Genomic DNA, 2779 nt, shown 5'->3' on the forward strand with positions numbered 1-2779 from the left:
CCGCCGACGACGGTCTTCCCCTGCAGGGAGGGGGAGAGCGCGAAGAGGCAGACATCGATGCCGCCGGCGGCATAGACCTGCAGATCCTCGGCATCGGCCGCACGGGGCACATCGGCTTCAACGAGCCGGGATCCTCCCTTGCCTCGCTCACCCGCATCAAGACCCTCGCAGAGCAGACCCGCCTCGACAACGCCCGCTTCTTCGACTCGGTCGACGACGTGCCGATGCACTGCATCACCCAGGGGCTCGGCACGATCCTGCGGGCGAGGCACCTCGTGCTGCTGGCGTTCGGGGAGTCGAAGGCCGCGGCGGTCGCCTCGGCACTCGAGGGACCGGTGAGTGCGAGCACCCCAGGATCCGTCGTGCAGTTGCACCCGCGGGTGAGCGTCATCGTCGATGAGGCAGCGGCATCGCAGTTGGTCTACGCCGACTACTACCGCCACGCCTGGCAGCACCGGCTCGACTGGGAACGCTAGGCGGCCGCAAGCACCTTCTGCGCGCGCAGCAGCATCGAGTGCACGACGAGCGGGTGTGCGATCCGCACCGGCAGGAAGTAGAGGCGGCCGCGCCATCCCTTGAGGGCGACGGTCGTCGTCACCCGAACCAGGCGCGCCTCAGCGTCGACCCCGATGCCGCAGCGAAAGTCGAGGTGCACGTCGTCGGCGGCGATGAGGGCCTCATCGCCGCGCGTCTCCCGAACGGAGAACACGTCGAGCGATGCGCGGGGCACGCCGATCAGCGGCGAGAGCGCTTGGCGAACTACCAGGGCAAGTCGCACCCAGCCCGGCATGGTGCGGAGCGAGAAGAGGGTGCGGGCCCAGACGTCTGGATCCTCCGTCGCGCCTGCGGGCAGCACGCCGATCGACATGTCCGCAAAGTGCGGAGCGGGGATGTCGACGAGGGCAAGCGACCAGTAGCCGGGCTGTCGGGTCATGTGCGTTCCTTCCATACGGTGCCGTATGTTCGCACTCTATACGGTACCGTATGGAAATGGCAACGGGTAAGGACGAATGGCTGGACGCCGCATACGCGCGCTTCAACGCGGGCGGCCTCGGCGAGGTGCGGGTCGAGCTGCTCGCCCGCGACCTCGGCACAACCAAGGGGTCGTTCTACTGGCACTTCACCGACCGCGCCGAACTCGTGGATGCCGTGATGAGCCGGTGGGAGGAGCGCGAGACCCAGCAGCTCATCGACGTCGCCGATGCCGAGGGAACCCCGCAGGAGCGCCTCGCCGCGCTCTTCGCCGCCGTCGCATCCCGGGCGTCCACCCGCGACGGGGAGATGACCCTCTACGTGACCGCCTCGGCGGAGGGGGTAGCCGAGATCGTCGGTCGGGTATCCCAGCGCCGCATCGACTACATCGCGGGCCTGCTGCAGCAGCTCGGCCATGATCCGACGGAGGCGCGCAACCGCAGCACGATCGCGCTCGCCGTTGTGCTCGGCCTGCAGCAGCTCACCGCCGCGAGCGGCACGGTGCCCGACTCGAGCCTGACGGCCACGGCCCTGCGTATGACGCTCGGCCCGACTCCGTAGTCGCTAGCTGAGCGCCCGGCGCCGGCGGGTGAGCAGCAGCGCCAGAAGCCCGCCGATGGCCAGGAGCGCCGCAGAGGCGAAGCCAGCGTAAGGATCGGTTCCCGTGGCGGCGAGGGACGTGGGGGCAGCGGCAACGGTCTCCACGGCGCCGATGTCGATGCGTCCGGCGACGACGCGGTCGAACCCATCGCGGCGCTGGTCGAAGTCGATAGCCGCGGCGAAGGCCGGGTCACCGGCGTTGATCGCCGGGCTGCCAGCAGCAGGCAGCTGCGTGAGTGTCGGGCCACCGTTGTTCTGCAGCGCGCCGAGGTTCGCAGAGACCCCGAGGATGTTGCCGGTGCCCTTGTTCGCCTCGACTGTGGTGTTGGCCGCTGGCGCCTCGATCAGGTTGTAGTCGAGCTGCGCGAGACCGATGACGGTGAGGTCGATTCCGTCGTTGCCAGAGAAGATCGAGTTCGAGATCTCGGAGTCCTCACTGTCGAAGTGCGCGCCGGGGGAGCTGACGGCAGCGGAGTTGTCGCTGATGGTGCTGTTCTCGACCGAGAAGGCTGCCGGGGTGATGCCGGTCGACTCGAGGTAGAGGCCGCCGCCAACGTTCGCCGTGTTTCCCGAAGTGGTGACCTGAAGGATCTGCACGAAGGTGCCGACTCCCGCTCCGACGTAGATTCCGCCGCCGATGTTGCCGGTGTTGTTCGAGAAGGTGGAGTCGGTGATGACGACGTCCATCTGCTCTGGGCTGCTGACATACACGCCGCCGCCGGGCGATGCGATCGTGCCGTTGCCGTCGATGGTCGACTCGCCGATGATCGTGAGTCCGCCGGTGGTCGCGCCGTTGGTCACCTGGATGCCGCCGCCGGTGTTGCCGGAGACAACGCTGTTCGCGACGACCGTAACAGCATCGTCAGAGGACTCGAGGTAGATGCCGCGCGCGCCGGAGGTGACGTTGCTGACCGTCGAGAGGAACAGAACGAAGACCGCAGAATCGCTCGCAGAGGCGTCGACGCCGCCTCCGCCGTTGGCGTCGAAGGTGACAGCGTAGAACTGGGCGACGCTGCTGTCCTGCGCGACGGCGAGGAGGCCGGCCCCGACGTTCTGGCTGACGGATCCGCCAGAGACGACGATCGTGGCGGTGTCGTTCGTCGTCAGGTCGATTCCGAGTGCGCCGTTGGAGGAGGAGGTGACCTCGTTGAGGAACAGGTTGCTCGATCCGCCAGCGGTGACCAGAAGACCGGTTCCGCCGTTGTCG

4 protein-coding genes are annotated in these 2779 nt (G+C 68.0%); 2 read left to right on the forward strand and 2 right to left on the reverse strand.

Annotated elements, in window-relative coordinates; all coding sequences use genetic code 11:
• On the forward strand, positions 1-476 hold a 476-nt coding region (locus AC14A7_RS11265), incomplete at its 5' end, for a glucosamine-6-phosphate deaminase (RefSeq protein ID WP_484009069.1).
• On the opposite strand, the gene AC14A7_RS11270 is transcribed toward AC14A7_RS11265, so the two are convergent.
• Complete coding sequence (locus tag AC14A7_RS11270) at positions 473-934, reverse strand: DUF2867 domain-containing protein (protein WP_484009071.1); 462 nt, start codon at positions 932-934, stop codon at positions 473-475. The genes AC14A7_RS11265 and AC14A7_RS11270 overlap by 4 nt on opposite strands.
• A gap of 56 nt (positions 935-990) precedes the next feature.
• On the opposite strand from AC14A7_RS11270, the gene AC14A7_RS11275 reads away from it, so the two are divergent.
• A complete protein-coding gene (locus tag AC14A7_RS11275; RefSeq protein ID WP_484009073.1) occupies positions 991-1533 on the forward strand; it encodes a TetR/AcrR family transcriptional regulator in 543 nt (180 codons plus the stop codon).
• Between the two features lie 3 nt (positions 1534-1536).
• On the opposite strand, the gene AC14A7_RS11280 is transcribed toward AC14A7_RS11275, so the two are convergent.
• Positions 1537-2779, reverse strand: a 1243-nt coding sequence (locus tag AC14A7_RS11280) for a choice-of-anchor Q domain-containing protein (protein WP_484009075.1), incomplete at its 5' end; no start/stop codon positions are given.

Source organism: Conyzicola sp., from assembly GCF_057073975.1.